Genomic DNA, 22,582 nt, shown 5'->3' on the forward strand with positions numbered 1-22,582 from the left:
ATGTTCCCAAGCTATGCGTGAGTAGTAATTGTGGCAATATGTTTACGGCCAATCTAGCGGTCGCTCTTTTACCCCGGTATAGTATTGTTTTGGACGATATAAAGCTGTTTTTTGTTGCCAAGACTCCTCTATATGAGCAATCCATCCAGATGTTCTAGACATGGCAAAGATTACCGTAAAGAGTTCTTTGGGAATGCCAAGGGCTCTCAAGGCAATTCCTGAGTAGAAGTCAACATTAGGAAATAGGTTCCGCTCAATAAAATAAGGGTCATTTAATGCTGCTTCTTCTAGTTTTAAAGCAGTATCAAACATTGGATCAGGCTCTATACTAGATTTCTTGTCGTGAAGAAGTGTTAGGGTCATTTCTCTCAACGCGGAGGCTCTAGGGTCCATGCCTTTGTAAACTCTATGACCAAAACCAAAGAGCTTAAATGGATCATTTGGATCTTTTGCTTTAGCAATAATATCATCAATCTGTGTATCAGAGATGTCTGATAGCATGTCAACAACACGCTCATTTGCGCCACCATGCAGTGGGCCAGATAAAGCGGCAATGGCAGCAGCGATGCTGCTTATGGTTGGTGTGCCCGCTGAAGTAACACTTCGTGCAACAAACGTTGAAACGGCCATTTGGTGGTCAGCATGTAGGGTTAAAATCATATCTAAAATTTTGATATGTTCTTGGCTAATCTCAGCGGTAGTAGACTGGTTGGATAATAGCATATGCAGAAAGTTTGCAGTATGGCCAAGTGAGTCATCAGGTGTGATGGGTCTTTGTCCGATACGATGTTTATGGATATAAGCACACAATGTTGGCATTTTTGCAATAAGTCGATGACCAAGCGCCTGACGGTCTTCTACTTTGTGCATGTCATAGTTTGATTCATAGCGTGAAGCAAGGGAAGACATCGTGCCGATTAATATAACCATGGGATTTGTTTGCCGATCATAGCTTTCAATCATTTTTTCAGTTTGTTTGTCAAGGATTCGGTGTAGTGTGATGTCTTCTGAGAAGCTTTTAAACTCGATGTTGCTAGGGAGGTTGCCATGCAAGAGAAGGTAAGATGTTTCTAAGAAAGAACATGCTGTTGCTAAGCTTTTAACATTATATCCACGATATTGTAGAATGCCCTGAGGGCTGTTATTTTTCGTTTGTACGAACGGAATAATTCGGGTTATTTTTGACTCGGCTGTTGCTGTTGAACGTAGGCCCTCATCATATAATGAGATTCCTGTTTCTTGGTAAAGGTTGCTGGTAATTAGGTACGGGTTGCCATAAATGTCTTGTACTAATGGCAGATGGTGTTCAATATATTCACCATTAGGCAGTTGGGCAAGAATTTTTGCTTGTTGGTTTATTTCGTTTTCAGACATTACAGGCTGTGTCATTCTAGAATCCAAGTATTGATAGACTTAATATTAACATAAGATTAATTTATTGTCACCTGAACAATGTTGCTGCCATGATATTCAAGTAGTAAGCAGGTTTTATGGCGATAGTTTGGATGCTATAGGGTATGCCATAATGGGCAATGACGATCCCGGCTATCAGCCCTGCAAGATGCCCTTCATATGAAGTTAACAAGTCATCCGGAAAAATCGATAAAAGTAAGGTGCCAAAGTAATACAATATAATCAATGCTATAATAATGCTTTCGACACTAGGGGATTGATAGCCTTTGTAGAGAAGAAAACCAAACAAAGCCATAATCAAACCACTGGCACCAATATGGTTGCCTCGTCTAGCTATGAGCCAAGTGATGAGACCAGTGAGGAGGTTCATAGCCAGTATTGTGGCAATTGCTTGAGAAGGACCCTTAGCAAATAGGATAGCAAGCATAAAAAATAAAGGAAATGAGTTGTAGAGAAGGTGATTAAAGTCAGCATGGAGGAAGGGCGCACAAATTGGGCCAAAAATAATAGAGGCAGGGTGCCGGGGAATGATCCCAAATATATTCAGTTTTTGTCCGCAAAGTTGGTTAATGCCATGAACAATCCAAAATAGTGAAAAAAATAGAAATGATTCTCCGAGGTGGCTATTGAATAGCCGAAAAAATTCAGAAACTTCACTAATAATCATGATGGTTCAAGTTTTTAAAATTAATGGGTAAGGCAATTCTGCTGGTAAGCCCTTTGGGTGATGAGTCATGTAAGCTTAACGTGCCGTGAAGATGTTGGCATATTTCCTCAACAATACTCAGGCCCAATCCTGAGCCAGATGACTTGGTGTTATAGAGTCTAGAGAATCGCTGTAGTGCTAACTGTTTGCTTTCATCAGGGATGCCTGGGCCATGATCAATCACTTCAATATAGACTTGAGAGGAATGTGGTGTGATGGTAACCATGATGGTATCACCATCAGTGGTATATTTGATCGCGTTGTCAATTAAATTGCTCAGTACGGTTGTAAGCAAAGAAGCATTGGATAAAATCTTGGGAAGGGTTTTATGATGCAGTTCTATGTTGATGTCTTTTTTAAGCGCAAGGGGTACTAACGGTGCGATCACATTTTGGGTGACTGCGTCTAAGTCAATCCACTGCTCAGTTTCAAGAGTTGTGTGAGATAAGGTCCTGCTGAGAGAGAGCAGCTGACGGATAATATGGTCATAGCGCTCGATAGTCTTTTCAAGATCATAAATGGCTTTTTGCTGAGACTCTGGGGGCAATCGAGTCATGAGTTGTATTTGCGCTTTCATTGTTGCAAGAGGTGTTTTTAATTCATGCGCAGCATCTGCAGCAAATTGCTGCTCTCGTTCTAATGCAGATTTTAGTTGAAACATTAATCGGTTGATTTCAATGATGAGCGGCTGTACTTCAGAGGGGGCATTGTTGTATCGTAACGCTTCTAGATTTGACGGTTCATTTTTTTTCAGCTGTGAGGTGGTTTTCTCAAGCGTTACCAAACTGCGTGAAATAATCAGTTTTAATGAAAACCCTAAGAACAAAAAACATAGTGATATTACAATTAATGTATCGGTAATTAGCTGTTGTTCATAACCTAGGCGCATATCATGTCGTTGCATAGTGACAATTTTATAATTAAGGTTTGATATTTCTATACTGTATGTTGTCCATTGGTGTGACTGATGTTGAATGTTTTGTAAACCTAGTTTTGAATCCAGTGGGATTGATGGGGCGCTAGGGGATCGAAGAATCAGCTCTTGACGTCTTAAGTCCCATACTTGGAATTGGGTGCTATTTAAGATTCCTTTTAGTAGCGCTTCATTGTCAGTGTCAATAGGGGTTTCAGATGTTGCCTCAAGGGGGATGTTGTTGATCTTAATTTGTATATTATTGAGTTCCTGGCTGCTAAGTCGTTTTGTGAGGAAGGGCTCAATGCTTCTAGCTTCAAGTGACAGTTCAGCATTAAGGTGAAGCTTGATACTGTCTTGACGTAAAAAAAATATTGCTATAGTGGCCAGCAATGTTGAAAGCCCCACAACACTCAGTGCATTTATTGTTAAAAAGCGCTGAATGGATTTATTCATCTAATTTATGCCTCAATAATATAGCCAACGCCACGAATTGTTTTTATTTTAAGACCGTTCTTGATTTTTTTACGAATACTGTGCATATGAACCTCAATGGTGTTACTATCTACATCATCTCCCCAGCCGTAAAGTAGTTGAGTCATTTGTTGACGGCCAACCACATGACCTCTTTTTTCCATTAGCTTATATAATATTTTAAACTCTTGTCTTGAGAAAGCAACAGTGTCTCCAAAGACAGTGACGGTATGTGCTTGTGTATTAATCGTGATGTCGTCGATGGTTAACGTGAAATCATTGGTGTTAGAGGATTGTCGACGTAGCAACGCAGCGATTCTGGAGTTCAAAACGTCAAAGTCAAAGGGTTTAACGAGGTAATCATCGGCGCCAGCATCAAGACCTTTGATGATGTCTTCATTACTGTCTCGTGCTGTTAAAACCAAAATGGGTGTTGAAATTTTTGCTTGTCTGACTTTTTTGATGATATCAAGTCCATCTGTGCCAGGTAAACCCAAATCAAGAATGGCCATGTCAAAGATTTCATCAGATTCTTTTAGAGCATATAGTGCCTCTGTGCCCGTGGTTAGCCAGTCTACAGTATAGTGATAGGTTTTTAAGCCTTTTTTAATTGTATAGCCGAGATCTTGATCATCTTCAGCCAAAAGGATTCTCATGGTAAAGTTCCTCTAATCATGTGTTACCCCATGAGTATACTGAAATTATTGCAGATTACAATAGACGCCCGATATTGTTTCGGAATGCTTTTACTTGAGGTTATGAAGTGCTATGATGTGGGGGTGATCTAAACAAGGAAAGTTTATGCTCTTTCGAAAACAGCTGATGGCGTATTGTGTTAAAGATTATAAGTCTGCGAAGCTTCCGTATTTGGCTGGATATAAGCAGTTTCTTGAGTATTACTTCCAACACTTTGCAGAGAAAGAGCACAAGGTTGATAGTTTGGACTATTTTTCGGCGGTGGCCAAATCACATTTTCAAGAGTTGGTGAAGCACAAAGAAGGAAAGGTCTCTTTGAATATCAGTAATGTCACGGTTCAAAAAAGTTATTTACACCATTTGACAAGAATATATCTGACGTGTCCTGATGCACCTTTTGTTGTAGAGTCTCTTAGATCACTAATGTCTCGTTTAGGGTGTCATATTATCTATAGTAATTTGATGGCAAATTATCATATTGTAAAAGGTAAAAATACGTTATCAATTGAACCGACCGATACGGGCGGGGAAACTTATATTTGGGTTGATATTGAGATGCATGATGAGCTGTCTCTTAAAACGCTTGAAAGCGCTGTTCGAGATACGATTTCAGATGTTCAATGTGTGGTTAGAGATTGGCGTCGGATGCAAGATACTTTGCGTAATATTTTATATGCGTGGCGTGATACTCCGGAAGACTTGGTTCCTGGGGAAAGGGTTCAGTCCTATATTGCGTTTATGGAATGGGTATTAAAGTCATTTACCTTTATGAGTTATCACGGTTATCGTTATCAGAAAGACAAACAGGTTCTGCTAGGAGAAAAATGGGGACTTGCTACCCAAAAAGGCGCTATTAGGTATAAAATTTGTCAAGAGAAGTTTCCTGAGCAAGTATCAGGAGAGTCACATCCATTGGTTCTTGTCACCCAAACAGAAGATACTTCCACGGTTCATCGTGATACTTATAAGGATATGATTGTTTTGAGGGTATATTCAGCGGCCTCAAAGAATGACTTGGTTGAAGAGCACTATTTCACCGGTTTATTGACAGCTGATGCCTATGTGAGTGATCCAAGTAAGATACCATTAATCAGTCAAAAATTTGAGGAGGTCATCGCATATTCAGCTTTGCGGTCAAGATACTCACTGCGAAGGATGCGCTATATACTTAAATCACTACCCCGAGCAGAAATCCTTCAATCTGATGTTCATGAGTTATCGGCTACTGTTTATGATATTTTAATGATACAAGAGCGTCGAGTTGTTAGAACGTATATTCGACGTGACCCATGCCAAAGGTTTTATTCTGTGATGGTGTTTATGCCTAGGGATATGTTAACGACCAGGTTGCGCCAACGTATTGACGATTACTTGGCCAGGGTGCTTCAAGGGCATGATGTACAATATGTGCCATTTTTTGCAGAATCCGTATTAGCAAGATTGCATTTTATGTATCGGTGTGATCCGAGCAGTAGTCCGTTGGTGCCTATAGAAGATATCCAAGAATATCTGGTGGCATTATGTGCATCAAAGTCAGATGATATATACAGCCATCTTAGTGCACAAATGGGGCAAAAATCAGGTTATATGCTTGGTTTGCGTTATTATCAAGAGTTGTCAGAGCAGTATAGTAATACGTATAGCGCTAAAAAAATTGCAGAAGATATTTTGGTGCTAAATGAGCTATCTGAGCAAAGCTCAATTGATGTTAGGTTTTCAGGGGTTGAAAAAGACGGCACCGTAAGCTGCCGGTTGTTCCAGCGGGTAGATGGTAGTAGTATTTCTTTAACAACAGTCTTCCCATTACTCACCAATTTTGGATTTGATGTGCTCAGTGAACGGCATTTCGAAGAGTCGGTGTGTGAGCAAGCGCTATATATCTCTGAATATAGGTGCCAGATTGTTCAGCCGATTGACCATATTTCAGAAGATGTTAAAGAAGAGCTGGTGCACTGTATGTTGGCTGTTCTACAAGGACAGCAAACGAATGATGGTTTTAATGCATTACTGCTATGTGCAGGCATTCGTATTCGAGAAGTTGAAGTGATTCGGGCTATGTGTGCTTATTTACACCAAATAAAGTTCGCGCTTTCAACGCAACGGCTCATGAAGTTTTTTGTAGAATATCCCAAGTTTGTGGTTTCGGTCATCAAGCTTTTCAATATGAAGTTCCAGCCTAAAGTTCTGAAGCGAGATAGTTTGTTAAAACGTTATCACAAAGAGGTCACTAAGTTTGCGGATTTGGTTAAAACCAGTGATGATGAAAGGATTGTTCTAACGGTTGCTAATTTACTCATGGCTATTGTTAGAACCAATTATGCGTTACCTTCCCAGGAATCATTGGCACTGAAAATTCAATCAAATATGGTTATGGGGATCCCCCAGCCTGCGCCATTGTTTGAGTTCTTTGTCTATAGTTCTAGATTTATGGGTGTACACCTTCGCTTCAGTAAGGTTGCAAGAGGTGGGCTGAGAAATTCAGATCGACCAGATGATGTTCGGCATGAGGTATTTGAATTGGCAAAAACCCAACGTTTAAAGAATACTTTGATTGTTCCAGATGGTGCTAAAGGTGGTTTTGTCTGTAAGCGTCTGGATACCATCTCCCAAGAAGATCAGCAAGATGAAGTCTTAGCCTGTTATAAAATATTTATTCGATCGATGTTGTCTTTAACAGATAATTACTTGAATGGTCGGGTATGCCGGCATAAAAACATGGTGATTCACGATGAGGCAGATCCATATTTTGTAGTTGCGGCAGATAAAGGAACAGCAACGTTTTCCCCTTATGCTAATGCCATTTCAATTGAGCATGGTTATTGGTTGGGTGATGCATTTGCTTCTGGTGGGCAATACGGTTATGACCACAAGAAAATGGGCATTACAGCAAAAGGAGCTTGGGAGTCGGTTAAGTGGCATTTTATGACCATGAAGCGCAGTGTCTATACCGATCCATTTACTGTTGTGGGTATTGGAGATATGAGTGGTGATGTCTTTGGTAATGGCATGTTACTGTCAGATAAAATTTGTTTGGTCGCAGCATTTGGTTACGCAAGAATATTTATTGATCCAAACCCTGACCCAAAGATGAGCTATCAAGAGCGTTTAAGGTTGTTCCAGTTACCAAGAAGCCATTGGGGCGATTACAACCCAGCACTTATTTCTCCAGGTGGTGGGGTATTCTTAAGATCAGATAAGTATATCACACTCACACCACAAATTAAGAAGTTATTGGGAACTGGTAAATCCAAGATGGAGCCAAATGAGTTGATTCGAGAAATTCTAAAGCTTCAAGTGGATCTATTATGGAATGGTGGCATTGGTGTTTATGCCAAAGCCTCTACAGAGACAAATTTTGACGTGATGGATTTTCATAATGATGCTTGCCGGGTTAATGCTAATGAATTAAATGCTAAAGTGATTGGAGAAGGGGGTAATAATGGATTTACGCAGCTTGCTAGAGTAGAGTTTGCTCAGAAAGGAGGGCTCATCAATACAGACTTTATTGATAACTCAGCGGGAGTGAACACATCTGATGTGGAAGTGAATTATAAAATATTATTCCAGGCACTTATTGCAGGTCAGCAGTTAACCCTACCCAGAAGAAATGCTATGTTAACTAGGATGACGCATTATGTCAGTCAGGTAGTCCTACGTAATAATTTCTTACAGAACTTGCAGATTAACTTAGCGTTATTGGAGTCAGTTCAGAAACCAGATCATTATATTCGTCTTGTTGATGCACTTGAAAATACCAAATTGTTAAATCGCGATATTGAAAAAATTCCGAGTAAGCGAGAATTACAAGGTCGCAAAAAGCAGCATGCAATATTAACCAGACCAGAGATGGCGGTATTATTGTCATATTGTAAAATTGATTTATATAACGGTATCCGGAGTATTGAGCTGAGTAAAACTGGTTTGCAAAAACAGTTTATTGATGGCTATTTCCCCGACGCACTAACAAAAAAGTACCCAGATGCGATTAAAGGACACTTGTTGTACGATGAGTTGGTGGCAACTGAGCTTACCAATACCATGCTTGGCGAGACGGGAATGTTGTTCTTATCTCAGTTGATTGATGAGTGCAATACGTCACTTGAATCAGTGGTGAAGTCCTATTTAATTGTGCGTGATGTTCTCAATCTTGCGGATGTTTTTGAGGCGCTCTATGTTAATGCACAAAAGATATCACAAGAAGATTTACTGTTTTTACTCGGTTCGGTACAACGCTGTGTCTATAAGTCCTGCCGATGGCTGATTCGTTACCGTCAATTAGAATCCTTTACAGTTGTCTTAGATGAGTTTAAGAATATTGGAAAAACGCAGGGTATTATTGCGTATTTGCCGAAGAAGTATATCCATAGAATGGCTAAAGTTGAGCAGCATTTAGTGAGTGCAGGCTTAAAGCCAGATATGGCCTCAAGAATATGTGAATCACGTTATGATTACCAAGTGTTTAGTTTACATAGTGTGGTAAATGAAACAAATTATTCAGGCGCAACTGTGAAGCAGGTGTATTATCAGATTGCTCATTTAATGAAGTTTCATAAAATTAAAGAACGCTTGCATGGTCTTGCGGTCAACAGTCGCTGGGAAGCTATTCAACAAGCAGCGATCGATGATGATTTAGGAAAAGTTTTGGAACAGTTAACCAAGATTGTCTTATGTTATGCAAAAAAACGTCGTTGTAACACTGAGCAAGCATTAGAAGTTTGGTCGAAACATCATCAAGATGTATATATTGAGATCCGTCGCTCATTACATGAAATAATTGAACTGAGAAGGATTGATATCTCGTTATTTGTTGTTATACTAAGTCGTATAAAAGCAACCTTAGATGGTTTTTAGGGGCTATAGCTCAGTTGGTAGAGCGCTTGCGTGGCACGCAAGAGGTCGGCGGTTCGAACCCGCCTAGCTCCAAATTATCACTATTTATAAACCTTCTCGTAATATTTTCTTATTCCACACAGCCTGGGTCGCATATATCGTTTTGATTTTAATACTTATTCTTTATTTTTCTGATTTATTTTATGTAATAAGATCTATTAAGGGTAAGATCATTACATAGACAACTATATATAAAGTTGCATTATTGTCATAAAGAGATATTGATTAAAAGAGGAGAATGCCATGGTAATGACAGTGAAAGAAAGAGCACTTTGGGAAATAATGACAGAGGCAGAAAGAAACACTGTTATAGCTAGGTTAAGAACTAATGCTGCTCAAAAAATAAAAGAAAAAGACTATGCGAAAGCGCATTTATTTTGTGAGCTGCTTCTTGATCGGGGGGATGCTTGTGGGACATGTCAATATGCGTTTATGCTACAGCATGGCCTGGGAGGTGCTAAAGATTTAGTGAAAGCTCGGGATCTATATCACCAGGCGGCAGACAAAGGGCATGCGCCTGCCATGTGTAATTATGGGTGGATGCTACAGTATGGGCTGGGAGGTGCTCAAGACTTAGTGAAAGCTCGGGGTTTATATCGTCAGGCGGCGGAGAAGGGGTATGTGCCTGCCATGAATAATTATGGGGCGATGCTATTTAATGGTCAGGGAGGTGCTAAAGATCTAGTGAAAGCTCGAGATTCATATCGTCAGGCGGCTAAGAAGGGGTATGGGCCTGCCATGAATAATTATGGGTTGATGTTACAGAATGGGCTGGGAGGTCCTCAAGACTTAGTGAAAGCTCGGGATTTATTTCGTCAGGCGGCTGAGAAGGGGTATGCGCTAGCCATGAATAGTTATGGGTGTATACTACAGCATGGTCAGGGAGGTGCACAAGATTTAGTGAAAGCTCGGGGTTTATATCGTCAGGCGGCAGAGGAGGGCGAGGCGAATGCCATGTTTAATTATGCGTTTATGCTAGGTTCTGGAGAAGGTGGTGACGTTAATAAAGGGGAGTGTCAGCAGTTTATAAGTCAGGTTGCGAATGGTTTTTTGCAGAATGTTGCTAATCGTGTTCAGGCTATTAGGCATAAGATATTTGCTTTAGTGACGTTGGTGTCAAGACAGCACTTTCCTTCGGTTATGAATCTTGCTAGTCGTTATCTTAGAGGTGATGGTGTGGAAGAGAATCCTGTTCGTGCAAAAGAGATACTTAATACAATAGATATGAAAGCTGTGCCTGATAAGGAGGCTTATAGTGAACTCTATAAGGCGTGTGATGAAGCAATAGAAGATAAGAAAATTATAGAGGCTCAAGGGGAAGCTGGAGATCCAGCTGCGAAAAAAGCAAGGTTTGGTTAGAAGAGGAGAATATTATGGTAATGACAGTTGAAGAAAGATTACTTTGGGAAGCAATTAGCGAGGTAGAAAAAAATAGTGTTTTAGATAAATTGAGCAAAAATTTTGTGCAAAGGTATCAAGCAAAGGATTATGTGATGGCTAGAGCTGTGAGTAAGGTGTTAACTGATCGGGGAGATGCTTGGGGGGCTCATAATTATGGGGTGATGCTAAGGAATGGTCAGGGAGGTGCTCAAGATTTGGCTCAAGCTCGGGATTTATATCGTCAGGCGGCAGACAAAGGACATGTGCCTGCCATGTGTAATTATGGGTGGATGCTACAGTATGGGCTGGGATGTGCTCAAGACTTAGTGAAAGCTCGGGATCTATATCACCAGGCGGCAGACAAAGGGCATGCGCCTGCCATGTGTAATTATGGGTGGATGCTATATAATGGCCTGGGAGGTGCTAAAGATCTAGTGAAGGCTCGGGATTTATATCGCCAGGCAGCTGAGAAGGGGTATGTGCCTGCCATGAATAATTATGGGCTGATGCTACAGCATGGCCTGGGAGGTGCTCAAGACTTAGTGAAAGCTCGGGGTTTATATCGTCAGGCGGCTGAGAAGGGGTATGTGCCTACCATGAATAATTATGGGTGGATGCTACAGCATGGGCTGGGAGGTCCTCAAGACTTAGTGAAAGCTCGGGATTTATATCGTCAGGCGGCAGAGGAGGGCGAGGCGAATGCCATGTTTAATTATGCGTTTATGCTAGGTTCTGGAGAAGGTGGTGACGTTAATAAAGGGGAGTGTCAGCAGTTTATAAGTCAGGTTGCGAATGGTTTTTTGCAGAATGTTGCTAATCGTGTTCAGGCTATTAGGCATAAGATATTTGCTTTAGTGACGTTGGTGTCAAGACAGCACTTTCCTTCGGTTATGAATCTTGCTAGTCGTTATCTTAGAGGTGATGGTGTGGAAGAGAATCCTGTTCGTGCAAAAGAGATACTTAATACAATAGATATGAAAGCTGTGCCTGATAAGGAGGCTTATAGTGAACTCTATAAGGCGTGTGATGAAGCAATAGAAGATAAGAAAATTATAGAGGCTCAAGCGGAAGCTGGAGAGCCAGCTGCAAAAAAAGCAAGGTCCGATTAAGGAATTTTCATTAACAACCTTATTATACAAGGCTTTGTATGTTGGTATAGCGTTTTTTGCTGCTTTGGTTTCTAATTGCCATGGCAATGGCTTTCATTTCGCCGATGAGTATGACGAGCTGTTTGCCACGGGTAATGGCAGTATAGAGTAGATTTCTTTCTAAAAGAGTATAGTGTTGCATGGCAATGGGGATGATGACCGCAGGGTATTCAGACCCTTGGCTTTTATGAATACTAATGGCATAAGCCAATTGAAGTTGATCAAGTTCACTGAATAAATACGGTGTTAACTGCTCCCCATAGTCGACGGTTAATTCATTATGTTCAGTGTTAATTGAAGTCACAAAGCCAACATCACCATTAAAAGCATCTTTGTCATAATTGTTTCGGGTTTGGATCACCTTGTCGCCAACCTTGAACTTTAGTTCATGCGTACTTTTGGTAGGGTTGAGAAGCGTTTGTAATGTATCATTTAAACTTTGGGTGCCAAGAAGCCCTTTGTGCATAGGGGATAGGATTTGAACATCGGTTAGGGGGTTTAGAGAAAAACGTGATGGAATGCGGTTTTTGACCAAAAACTTTATTTTTTCAATAATTTTTTGAGGGTCAGATTCTGCGATGAAGTAAAAGTCAGATAGTTTGTCTTGCTCGTTAGGGATTAACATCTTACCCGCATTGACCAGGTGGGCATTTTGAATAATATGAGAGTCTTTGGCTTGACGAAATATTTCAGTCAGTGCTGCAGTTTGTGCTGGGTACAATTGGATTAAGTCCTTTAAAAAAGCGCCTGGGCCAACGGAAGGGAGCTGATCAATGTCTCCGATAATAATGACGTTTGAGAGTGGGTCAATGGCTTGTAGTAGATGGTTGGCTAAGTAAATGTCAATCATTGACGCTTCATCAATGATCACAAGATCTGCTTTTAATGGGTTGCTTTTATTATGTAAAAATTTTCTGTCTGAAGGGTCCATTTTGAGTAGGCGATGGATGGTTTTAGCAGGGTACTGGGTACATGATGCCATTTTTTTGGCAGCCCGCCCTGTGGGAGCACACAGCACGGTTTCTAGTTTTGCTTGTTGGGCTAAGTGGAGGATGGCCTTGGTGATGGTCGTTTTCCCCACCCCAGGGCCACCCGTTATGATCCCCACTTTACTTTGTATGGCTTGAATAATGGCTTGTTGCTGCGATGCAGACAGGGTAATGTTTGATAGTTGATTTAACCATGTTAGGTACTGCTCAAGAGAATGGTTATCCCAAATAGAGCGACTCTGATGTAGTATTTGCAACGACGTTTCAATTTGTCGTTCAGCAGTATGCGCTGGTTTTAAGTAAAGGTAACCTTCTTCTGTTAAGTGAAATACGGGTTCTTGGCATATACTGCTAATAGTTGGAAGTTCAGTTAATTGAAGGACTTTTTGCAATTGTGTTTCAACTTGAGAGATGGGTAGGTAGCAATGTCCTGATTGCATGGATTTTTCTAGGACAAATTGGATTCCTGCGATGATACGGATTGTTGCATGCGCATCGATGCCAGATTCGGTGGCAATTTGATCTGCTGTTGGAAAACCAATTCCGGTGATGTCTTGGTAAATTTGATATGGATTGGTTTGTAATACATGCAGGGTTTTTTCTTGATAATGTTGGTATATTTTCATGGCTCGTTTGGGGCCAATATTGAACTTTTGTAGAAACATCATGACTTCATGAGCGTTTCTGTAGTCTTGCCAATTCTTAATCAGTAAGTCTAGGCGTTTTTTTCCAATGCCTTTAATGGCGTATAATTCAGTTGGGTTTTTATCAAGCATTTTGAATAGCGCTGTTCCTGCAAAAGCCACCAACTTTTTTGCAAACCCTTCTCCGATGCCGGGGATAATCCCAGATGATAAGTAGCGCATGATGCCAACTTTGCTTTTGGGAAGTATGGGGGTGATTGTTTCACATTGGACTTGAGAGCCGTATTTGTTATCTTCAAGCGTACCAGATACTTGTAGGGTTTGGCCTACTTTGACATTGGGAGATGAACCCACACAGGTTTGGTCACCACTGTCATCGGTTTGTAGTACAAAGACGGTGTAGCCATTGTCGGGGTTGTGAAAGATAATTTTTTTGCAAACACCCTCAAGGGCTTGTGATTCCTTCATAGATAATACGCCAATAGATATGGCGTTAGTATACGTTGTTCACTTGATTATGCAAGATTAGAATCCTTGGTAGGCAAATGTATTATCGGGATCGTTTTGAGCCTCATATGGGTGATAGCGCATGTTGGCATGTGGCTCTGGAGGGGTGGGTGTGGCTATCCTGAAGGGTTTGATGCTAGGGATCACATAGTTTAACCAATTTGAACGATATAGAATGAATGCGCATAGCGCCAGAACAAGGATGATACTTGCAGCAATAAACTCTTTTGTGATAAAGAGAGGAATACTTGTAGATAATAGTATGATTGCTAAACATAAATATAATGCTGAAATGGACTTGGGAGGGTTGTTAAAATTTTGGATACACTGCTCAATGAGCGGATCAATAGTGTTGGGTATTTTTGAGATCTCAGGGGGTAGTGGAAGGCCATTATGGAACGTCAGTAATCTAGGCTTTGGTGTTTGTAGTAAGGTTCTTTCATGTGATATTTTTTGATTATTAAGCTGAAATACCGTCAATAAAGTGTGTGGAAGAATGCGCGTAGGTGCTTCTAAGCCGAGATGGTCTGCAATGCCTCTTCCTACCCGTTCTTGGTATTGAGTATTGGAAACTGCGGTGTGTTTGTCGTGTATGCCTCCGGTATCATGCCAGAAGCATTGTGATAAGTTGCCTTTGGACGCATGGTACTTGCGTGCATCAGACTCATGTTTCTCTTTTAGTGCATCCAAGCTTAAGGTATCTACCGTGGTAATGTCGAGAAAGAGAATGCGCTTGTCTTGTGTGAATGCATAATACCATCTGGGGTCGTTTTGGATTGCTATACGACCTTCAATTGGAACTGTTGAGGTCAAAAATATTTGGTTGTTTTGGTAGAAGAGATAGTTATGGGGAAGAATGCTGGTGTCGTTCTCTGAAGCGGGGTAAATATAATGCATGGTGTTTGTTGCATCAGCAGGTATGATACTTAGAACATGGTCAAAGGTTTTGTGGTGGTGTGATGTGGATGCTGTTACAGGTACAAAAGTTAGCTGTTTTGGTACAGATCGTATAAAAAAGGTTTGTTCAATAATGGTGATTTTATTATCTTTTGAAAATATGAGTGCGTGGCTAGCATTAGGACAGCTTGCAATATTTATTTGTCTTTGGTGAGCGAAAAACAGTCCTTGGGGAGATCCGTCTGGCATAAAAGCTGTTTTAAAACGATCCATGGCATTGTCAGGGTAAACCATTCGTCTAATATCAACATCTAGGCTTCCTGCGCCTATAGGAGTATTTGTGATGGCATCTAAGGCTCTCTTGCTATAGCTAACAATAGAGGCATGTTTTGAAAAGAACGCTTCAATGATTTGGTGGCGACGGTGGGGCAGCTTAAAGTAAACGGTATAATTGCCAGGGATAGAGGCTTCCAGATCTAAAGCATCTGGAGAGGGATTAGCAGGGAATATGGTCGTAAGATATGACGTGATGTTGCCATCGGTGTTGTGATATTCCGTTGCGAGAAAATCAGGCAGTTCGCGGATCTGTGATAAACAGCCTTCAAGCTGACTGATATGATGTTTTGTCGTGGTGGACTCGATGCCAGGATTGTGGAAAGCTAATATCAATGTGCCCTTGTTTGGCGCATCATCGAATATAAAGACTCGATTAAAATGAAAGCCACTATCTCTGTTGGACTGAATCAGTGAGCAGGGCTGGTTCAATACAGGCAGTGATAGATGAGACGTTAGATCTGATGGTTTTTCTTCAAAAGTGCTCGTGTTTGCTGCGGCAGCATCATGAGCATCCCCTATAGGCGAGATGGGATCATCTGCTTGTTGCTTAATGGACTCTGAGCTGACATGTTTATGAAGCAGCATAGGGTAATGGTGATGAGTAAGCTCATAGTCTTGCACATTAGGTCCAGTAGTCTAGATTCAATTATTCTATATGTTATTTAGGTATATGTAAATCTAGGTATTTAAAATTTTTTTCTGTTTTTTAGCAATTATGCATTATAAGAGACCTAGCTAAAGGGTTGAAATGAGTTGACTTTTAGAAAAATAAGTGTTAAAATAAATTCATAATGATTATAGAGTTAAAAGATGAAAAAAGAGCTAAATGACAGTAAAGTCTGGCTTGTAAGAACAATAGCCAAGAAAATGGCGGCTGGCGAGTCTATAGAATCCATTTCTGCTGGTTTGTTGGCCAGGGTAGCGGGTAATTTTTTGTCTGATTCAGCTCTGGACGCTGGTGGGTATGCGGTTAGCGGTGTTGGCTACGCGTTTTCAAATGTCGCAGAGGCTACGGGCCGAGGGGTTTCAGGTGCTGGCACACTCATGCATGCTGGAGTTTCACGCTTCGGTGGCCGGTTATTTGGTCGCTTTGAGTCACCTCGTTTGACGGGGGCCTATAATCAAGTATCAGGATTTTTTTCACATACTGCAGATGCCATTGGTGGTGTATTTGGTGCTGGTGCAGAAGCCGTTTCTACTAGATACACGCGCCATGTAGATTGGGGGTCTGTACCCAACCTGTTATGGGCTGTTAACGAGGGTTCTGAAGAAGAATCAGCGGCATCTTTAGCCCTTAAATACATATTAGAAGGTGTTAGAACGTATCAAAATGAAAAAAGATATGCCTCCTTGCTTGAGGCTAATGATGGGCTAGAACAGTGGCAAGCACGCATAAGAACTTCTGAAGAAGCCAATCAGTCGTTTAACCGTTCACACCGAGATCTTGTAGCCGTTGTAAACGGTCAGTTTGACTCGCTGGATCTGGAAAACTTGCAAGATGCATTGAGGTTGATCACTAGTGAAGGTGGTCGTGAGTTTCTTCAAGAGCTAGTGAAGCTTCCAGCGAATTACTTACCATTTGTTGGTAATGCAGGGACTACCAGCATCATAGAAGATATAGCGCTGATTGCAGATGCGCCTGGTGAGGATTTGAATCATTTGTGTGCTTTGGTAGGCGAATTAGGCAAATTGAAACAAAGTTTCCCTAATCTGGAGCAGGGAAGTGTCGACTATAGAGGATTGGTTGGGCAAATTTATACAACTTCAAAGTCGTATGCTAAAATTCTAAGTGGTAGTCGAATTTCGCAGATGCAAGCTATAGGCATGGTCCAGAGTTGTTTGCCTGAGGGGTTGGGCAGTGCTACGGATAGTATCCTGCGAGATATTTCACAGTTTGATGAGAGTCAAGTTGCGAATATAGCATATTTATTAAATAGCCTGATGAATGCACCTGCTGGTATGATCACTAAAGAGCGTCGTCTTCGTGCAGGGCTTGAGGGTATTTCAAAAATAGATCCAGCATCATTGGATGTATTGGCAGAGGTCTATAAAGGTATTATGGCATTCTCTGAGCACACAGAGTCAAATTCAGACATGGCAAGGCACGTGTTAGCTGAATGTATCTACCCATTGGCGGCATTGGATGATGCTCAAATTGTTACTTTAAAAGATTCTTTGGCATTGTTGATTGACCCACATGGTGGAGCTCATGCAGCTATAGTAGATAATGTTATTGATTTGAGTAAAGCGTTTCGTGGATCAGATTACCAGAGTGAAGCAAAGCTTGCTCATATTGATGCGGTAATTGACATCGCAGAGCGTTTGGCAACACCAGATGGTGAGGCCTTTGATGCGGAAGATTTGCGTGCTATTCATGTCGCCAGTAAGACATCGTTGAAAGATCTATTATGCAGCGATCTCTTAAACTTAGGGGATACTGTTAAGCACAGTATTGATGCATTCTCAAAGCTTGAAGCAGCGGATGTTGGCCAGTTGGCCATCATGATTCGTCATGGGGAAGATGCTTCAGATAGCTTCTCTGCAGAGCTAAGTAAGTCTTCAGATACTGCAAATTATTCAGATTTTATTGGTCATCTTTCTAACATGGCAAAAGGATATTCAAATCTTTCTGATAATGCTAGAAGAACCTTGGCTGGCTCGCCGTTATATGATTTGGTCAAGAGTTACTTGCCGGAAGGCATGTTAGATGCTTCTGGCCGTGTACTAACGGATATAGCCGGTATGTCTAATGCTCATTTGGGTAATGTTTCTTATCTGTTAACTCAGTTTATGACGGCGGCTTCTGGAGAAATGACTAAAGAAACCAGGCTTCGCTCAGCACTGACCGGAGTGGTTCATTTAGGTAATGATACAGTTGATGCATTGGCAAAGTTTTATAGCGGAATTACAACCATCTCAAGCAAAGAGACGCATGAGGATATGATGGTTTGTCTGGTTGAAGAGTGTATTTATCCATTTGCAAACTTAAATGATGCTAATCTTGGGTCTGTAAAACAGTTATTGGCTCAATTGATCGATCCCAAAGCTCCTGGTTCAGAGGGCTCTGAACAGATCAGCCAGCTTAATCAGTTTTTAGATTTGTCTCGGGCGTTTCGTCAGGACGGTCGAATTAGTGATTCAAGAAAGGATTATGTTATAAGCAAAGTCCGACAAGTATTTGGCTCATTCGGTGGAGAACGTGCACAGCGCATCCAAGAGAGTGTTGTAGAGAAGAGTGAAGGGCTAACCATGGTAGCTGTTGTTGAAACCTTGCTGAATATGAAGAGTGCTCATGGACTCTTTTTGCTGTTAACGTTGATCGCTGCGGTAGCAGCAGCAGTATCTCCTGCAATACCAGCTATGATAATAGCAGTACCAGCAGTTTTTGCTTTGGCTGCGTATGCCAATGCAATGTTAAATGTTTATAGGTTCCAGCTAACAACAACCAAAGTACAAGATCTGATGATTAGAGTCGATCCTGAAACGAATGACTCAAAAATCTCGTTTGATAAAGTAATTGAACACAAAACACAGATTGGTCTTGAGTTGTCATCACTGAAGATGGGTACAATTGTACCCATCATGAATGGTTTCTTGGAGGCTGTAGCAAAAGGGTATGACCGACCTGCTAATGCTGTTGTTAGAAATAAATTGGATTGGAACGCCGTGGTGCTTTCTAAACAGCTTAAAAAAGATGATGAAGGTTACGAGTCGCCTCCTGGAAGCCCAGGGGCTATGAAAAAACAAGGAAAATAGAAATGACTAGAGTGAGGTTCTAACATCCATTTAAATGGCATCTTCGTATTGTTGTGACGTGTCTTGTAGGTAGTGTTGGGTCATGGATTGATCAAGGCGAGATCTGAAGCCTAAGTAAAGAACTCCAATGCTTCCTAGCAAGAGTATGCTGGTTTCTTGAGCAATCGTGAGAATGCCCATTCCTGCGTAATTACCCAGGTAGCTCACAATGCCAATCAGTAACAGTTTTGGTATAAGCCACAGGGCATGTTTTATGTCCTTGGCACCCATTGTCAAGGCAAACAAAACCAGACCTATGCCAACGCTGATAAGAAGAGGAGCAACGGTGTCCCAGCCTGACCAGTAAATGAGCATCATGCAAATGAATAGTGTGATTGTAGAGAATAGCGTTGCTAAGGGTAGCTGAAACGGTCGTGGGTGGTTGGGTAGTTGCTTTCGTAGCGCAACCAAGGCAATCGGACCAATCGCATAAGCCAGGACAATAGCATTTGATTGGAACTTGACCAATGCCACCCAATCTTCAAAGGGTGCAAGAAGGATAACCCCAACAACACCATTGATGATGATGGCATTTCGTGGGACGCCTGCCTCACTGATTTTTGCACAAAATCCAGGTAAGAAGCCATTTTGACTCATGGCCAGCATCAGCCTTGAAGTGGTGGCAGTATAAACCAAACCTGCACCAGTAGGAGCAATAACTGCATCGATATAGATGAGAGAGGAAAGCCAGTGAAGTCCAAGTGCAATAGCCAATCCAGCAAAAGGCCCTGCATCATAGCTAAAGCTAAGGTTGGTCCAGCCATTAGCAAACATGCTGCTGTCTGTTGCACCCACAAACACTGCTTGCATAAACATATAAAAGACCATGCAGTATAGTACTGAACCGATACATGCAATGGGAATGGCTTTTTGAGGGTTTTTTACTTCTGCTGCTAGTGATGTGCATTCTCTAAATCCTAGATAGGAAAATATTACGGTTGATGATAGCGCTTGAAACACACCCTCTATACCATAAGGCATGAATCCTGACTCGGTAAAGTTTGATGTTTCAAAGCGGTTAAAGGCCAGTGTGCCCAATACAAACAGTGGGACTGATATTTTCCATATAGTGAGTACATTATTATATTTGATCATGGTTTTAATGCCTCGGATATTAATCCAAGACAGGAGGAAAACGATGATAATCGCAGAAAGGATACCGGTATTTGTTAATAAGATTGTATTACCTGCTTTATAAGTAAGTCCTTCAAAGAAACGCGAAGCATATTGTAAAATTGCTCTAGCTTCAGTAGGTGCTACTGCCACACACGAAAGCCATGCTAGCCAGCTTATAATGAAGCTGACACAGGAGCCATGGCTAAACTGGCCATAGCGGGCGATACCGCCTGCAACAGGGAATGCGGTTGATAGCTCTGCAAAACAAATGGCAATGAATGCGATCAGTATGCCACCTAAAAACCAGCTAAGAATACTAGCAGGTCCTGCAAGTTTTGCAGCAACGATGGAGCTTAATAACCAGCCAGATCCAATCATACAGCTTAAAGATGTAAATAAAAGCCCAACGGAACTAATGTCTTTTTTTAATGCAGAAGGCATTGCAAACCCAAATAGAAATGATGTTCATCATGACATATCTCAGTTCTTATATCAATTGATTAATATGGTAAAAAAAGGATTTGCACAAGATCGATCGAAAAGATCATAAATTTCTGTCAATAGGAAAACTTGCGCTCTAAAAAGGTACGTAAAAAAAGAGAAAGCTCCGCCAGGTGAGCCAGATAATATCTTTGATGCAATAAAGCAAGTATCGATAGGAAATGACAAATCCCCAACGAAACTCAACGCTCTAATAATAGCAGACAGGGTTAATACTCCGGTTGATGGCAATACCCCACTCTACTGTGCTGTAGAAACGGGCACCCCCTGGGTGTGTAGATCCAAAATAATTAGAATGCATATGAGTTAGCGACTAAGAACGAGAATCGTGATATTGCTAATGCTATACGTTTGAAAAGGGCAAAACAAACAAAAGAGGTCACAATATAAGATCTTTCTGAGACCATAAAGCAAGGAGATCTGAGGTATTGCATATCTTCCTCAGGAAAGAAAATGCAAATAGGGTTATTATTAATAATCCAAGTTTGCTGAAAGAGGCTAGAGCTACTAATAATCAATACATTAAAATGTCAGTGCGCATGTTGGCGAGAAAAAGGGGTTTTTCGCTACGATTTTCCAGCGATTGAAGAGCTTTTCTACATTGAATGTTTTTGCTAGAAGTGACCAAAATAATATAAATGCTGAATTACAAGTGTAGGGTTCTGACTTAGTTTCAGCAGATAGTATCATTGTTAGTACAGCACACAAAGAAATTGACAGAAATAACACAGACAATCAGTGATGTAAATGACCACTTGAAGGTAGCAGAAAAAGAACCCGATGTGACGAATGATTACTTTGAATATTATAATGGGCATTTTTGGCTAACATCTTCAATTTTAACCGTTATGAATGCTATACTTTTCACGTCAGCTCCTATTAAGTCTATGGTGCAGCTGTGGGCTAGTTTCATGGAAAATATATATAGTGGGATTACACGCTACCCAGTGGCTATTCCTGCTGCATATGCTCTAGGTTTAGCCGGGGTAACCCACTATATGTCGAGTAACATTCCATCAAACAGTCTTGCAATAACTAATGCTAGTGATCCGGAAAGCTCTATTCCCGAGCAGTCTATAGATGAATCGTCATCATCAGGTCGCCACTTAGAGGCTTGAATCAACATCAATCGCTTGCTTACCTCTTGTGTGAGCAAGCGTGCAGTTTAGCGATGACTTTTTTGAGACAGCCTGTGCTAAATATTACTCTAATGGATATTCTAGGTAGAATTACAGGCACTAGATGATATCTTGAATACGAGTGATAGTTTCTGTTGACATCATATGTGTATCTGTCATTATAAAGCCGTTTTTTTACTCCCTGTGCTCAAAATCAGCAGGAAATTTGAGGCATAACAATATATATGTTAATATAGATAAACCTGGAGACAATCATGGACGGCAAGGCAGCAAGTAACACTTTAGAAAAAAGTAAAGAAACAGCTACGGAAGATCAAAAGTTGTTCCCAGGAGGTAGACTAGCTGAACAGCATTTCCCTCGTTATTTTGCGATAAATGGGAAACAGTATACATATGGCACAAGCAAAGTCCAAGCATCTGATGCGACGGCGAGCGCTCACAAAACCGATTCGGTAAAACCGCTGTCGCCCTAGATAAAAAAGGTGTAAATAACGACATAGCCCTCAGGAACCATTGTTGCACAAAATCCTGTATTATAATGCTACTAGCCCCGGCTCTTTAGATTGCTCTGTTAGTGCAGATCTCTCACTAGCAACATCACTCTTAACCACTCTAAAAGAACTTAAAACCCTCTCTGCTGCAAAACCAACATCTAGTTTGCATTGTAGTTTTTTGATCTCCATATTCTGCGGCTGATTCTGTCCTATCTGAGAAATATTAGATATCTTACGCTTAGTGGCACTAATCTTTTTAATCTTATGAGCAATGAATTGTCGCTTATATTCTGGTAGCTCGAGCATTCTAATATACGCTTCTGCTGAAAGACCCTGCAAATATTTTGGCAGATCATTACTTTGCATAGAAGATAAATTCCAATGGAGGGACTGAAATGACTCAGTGGCTAATTTTGCTTCAATCAATGTCTTCATTGCTTCAAGAAGCTTAGGAAAAGACGTTGCATTAGCAACTGCAGAGCGCTTTTTAAAAACTTCAATATGGGCGCTCACTTGTTTTATTAATTTTGTTTTTTTTGTTCTT

At 41.0% G+C, this 22,582-nt stretch carries 14 protein-coding genes and 1 tRNA gene; 7 read left to right on the forward strand and 8 right to left on the reverse strand.

Going from position 1 to position 22,582, the window contains the following annotated elements; genetic code table 11:
* Positions 1-42 precede the first annotated feature (42 nt).
* The 4 genes from MKS91_RS05105 to MKS91_RS05120 are packed head-to-tail and all read right to left on the reverse strand — an operon-like array spanning position 43 to position 4,162.
* Entirely contained in the window at positions 43-1,389 is a 1,347-nt protein-coding gene (locus tag MKS91_RS05105; RefSeq protein WP_258569760.1) for a citrate/2-methylcitrate synthase, read from the reverse strand.
* Positions 1,390-1,441: 52 nt separating this feature from the next.
* The gene (locus MKS91_RS05110; protein WP_258569761.1) at positions 1,442-2,080 is read right to left on the reverse strand and encodes a rhomboid family intramembrane serine protease; all 639 of its coding nucleotides are present in this window, start codon (positions 2,078-2,080) and stop codon (positions 1,442-1,444) included.
* Complete coding sequence (locus MKS91_RS05115; RefSeq protein ID WP_258569762.1) at positions 2,070-3,488, reverse strand: sensor histidine kinase; 1,419 nt, start codon at positions 3,486-3,488, stop codon at positions 2,070-2,072. The genes MKS91_RS05110 and MKS91_RS05115 overlap by 11 nt, the downstream gene beginning before the upstream one ends.
* 5 nt (positions 3,489-3,493) lie before the next feature.
* Positions 3,494-4,162 (reverse strand): response regulator transcription factor, encoded by a 669-nt coding sequence (locus MKS91_RS05120; RefSeq protein WP_258569763.1) that lies wholly within the window; start codon positions 4,160-4,162, stop codon positions 3,494-3,496.
* 145 nt (positions 4,163-4,307) lie between these two features.
* On the opposite strand from MKS91_RS05120, the gene MKS91_RS05125 reads away from it, so the two are divergent.
* The 4 genes from MKS91_RS05125 (at position 4,308) to MKS91_RS05140 (ending at position 11,581) form a co-directional block, all read left to right on the forward strand.
* Positions 4,308-9,053 carry an NAD-glutamate dehydrogenase gene (locus MKS91_RS05125; RefSeq protein ID WP_258569764.1) on the forward strand — a complete coding sequence of 1,582 codons (4,746 nt, stop codon included), beginning with the start codon at positions 4,308-4,310 and terminating at the stop codon, positions 9,051-9,053.
* Positions 9,053-9,125, forward strand: a tRNA-Ala gene (locus MKS91_RS05130). The genes MKS91_RS05125 and MKS91_RS05130 overlap by 1 nt, the downstream gene beginning before the upstream one ends.
* A gap of 210 nt (positions 9,126-9,335) precedes the next feature.
* Complete coding sequence (locus MKS91_RS05135) at positions 9,336-10,451, forward strand: tetratricopeptide repeat protein (protein WP_258569765.1); 1,116 nt, start codon at positions 9,336-9,338, stop codon at positions 10,449-10,451.
* 14 nt (positions 10,452-10,465) lie between these two features.
* Positions 10,466-11,581 (forward strand): tetratricopeptide repeat protein, encoded by a 1,116-nt coding sequence (locus MKS91_RS05140; protein WP_258569766.1) that lies wholly within the window; start codon positions 10,466-10,468, stop codon positions 11,579-11,581.
* A gap of 22 nt (positions 11,582-11,603) precedes the next feature.
* Here the strand turns inward: MKS91_RS05140 and recD2 are convergent, their stop codons facing one another.
* Both recD2 and MKS91_RS05150 read right to left on the reverse strand, forming a co-directional pair.
* Positions 11,604-13,721, reverse strand: coding sequence for an SF1B family DNA helicase RecD2 (gene recD2 / locus MKS91_RS05145; RefSeq protein WP_258569767.1), 2,118 nt, complete (start codon positions 13,719-13,721; stop codon positions 11,604-11,606).
* Between the two features lie 57 nt (positions 13,722-13,778).
* Complete coding sequence (locus MKS91_RS05150; protein WP_258569768.1) at positions 13,779-15,578, reverse strand: hypothetical protein; 1,800 nt, start codon at positions 15,576-15,578, stop codon at positions 13,779-13,781.
* Between the two features lie 225 nt (positions 15,579-15,803).
* On the opposite strand from MKS91_RS05150, the gene MKS91_RS05155 reads away from it, so the two are divergent.
* On the forward strand, positions 15,804-18,749 hold the full coding sequence (locus MKS91_RS05155) for a hypothetical protein (protein WP_258569769.1): 2,946 nt from the start codon (positions 15,804-15,806) through the stop codon (positions 18,747-18,749).
* 30 nt (positions 18,750-18,779) lie between these two features.
* On the opposite strand, the gene MKS91_RS05160 is transcribed toward MKS91_RS05155, so the two are convergent.
* A complete protein-coding gene (locus MKS91_RS05160) occupies positions 18,780-20,345 on the reverse strand; it encodes an APC family permease (RefSeq protein ID WP_258569770.1) in 1,566 nt (521 codons plus the stop codon).
* Positions 20,346-21,118: 773 nt separating this feature from the next.
* On the opposite strand from MKS91_RS05160, the gene MKS91_RS05165 reads away from it, so the two are divergent.
* On the forward strand, positions 21,119-21,523 hold the full coding sequence (locus MKS91_RS05165; protein ID WP_258569771.1) for a hypothetical protein: 405 nt from the start codon (positions 21,119-21,121) through the stop codon (positions 21,521-21,523).
* A 275-nt stretch (positions 21,524-21,798) separates the two neighbouring features.
* On the forward strand, positions 21,799-22,017 hold the full coding sequence (locus tag MKS91_RS05170) for a hypothetical protein (protein WP_258569772.1): 219 nt from the start codon (positions 21,799-21,801) through the stop codon (positions 22,015-22,017).
* A 60-nt stretch (positions 22,018-22,077) separates the two neighbouring features.
* On the opposite strand, the gene MKS91_RS05175 is transcribed toward MKS91_RS05170, so the two are convergent.
* The gene (locus MKS91_RS05175; RefSeq protein WP_258569773.1) at positions 22,078-22,551 is read right to left on the reverse strand and encodes a hypothetical protein; all 474 of its coding nucleotides are present in this window, start codon (positions 22,549-22,551) and stop codon (positions 22,078-22,080) included.
* Positions 22,552-22,582 lie beyond the last annotated feature (31 nt).

Origin of the sequence: Candidatus Synchoanobacter obligatus, assembly GCF_024259865.1 — a bacterium.
In the GTDB taxonomy this organism is placed as follows: Bacteria; Pseudomonadota; Gammaproteobacteria; order Comchoanobacterales; family Comchoanobacteraceae; genus Synchoanobacter; species Synchoanobacter obligatus.